The organism is Roseibium sp. RKSG952, assembly GCF_009711355.1.
Genome location: NZ_SMMF01000226.1, coordinates 1 through 404 on the forward strand (window position 1 = coordinate 1; position 404 = coordinate 404).

Consider the following 404-nt stretch of genomic DNA (forward strand, 5'->3'; position numbering starts at 1 on the left):
CGTGAAGAGCGAGGTGGACTCCGCGGCGCTCGTGCTGCACCGGGCGCGGGACTTCCTTGTCGGCCAGGTCACGCAGGTGGGCAATGCGATCCGGGCTCATATGGCCGAGTTCGGGATCATCACCGCCAAGGGATCGAAGCGGGTCGCGAACCTGGCGGAGGAGTTGGATGCCTTGCCCGAGGCTGCCCGCTTGCCGCTTCGGGCGCTGTTCGATCAGCTTGCGGAGACGCAAGCGCGGATCGACCGGCTGACCGGCGAGATCGAAAAGGTGCACCGGCAGAACGAGGTGAGCCTGCGGCTGGCGTCGATCCCCGGCGTCGGCGTGCTGACGGCGACGGCCATTGCCGCGACGACGCCGGATGTGAGCAACTTTTCCTCGGCGCGGGACTACGCCGCCTGGCTCG

At 68.3% G+C, this 404-nt stretch carries 1 protein-coding gene; it reads left to right on the top strand.

The genetic code is table 11. From position 1 onward, the window contains the following. Positions 1–404 (top strand): transposase (locus E1297_RS00550; RefSeq protein ID WP_155132620.1); only part of this gene is annotated, 404 nt, incomplete at both ends.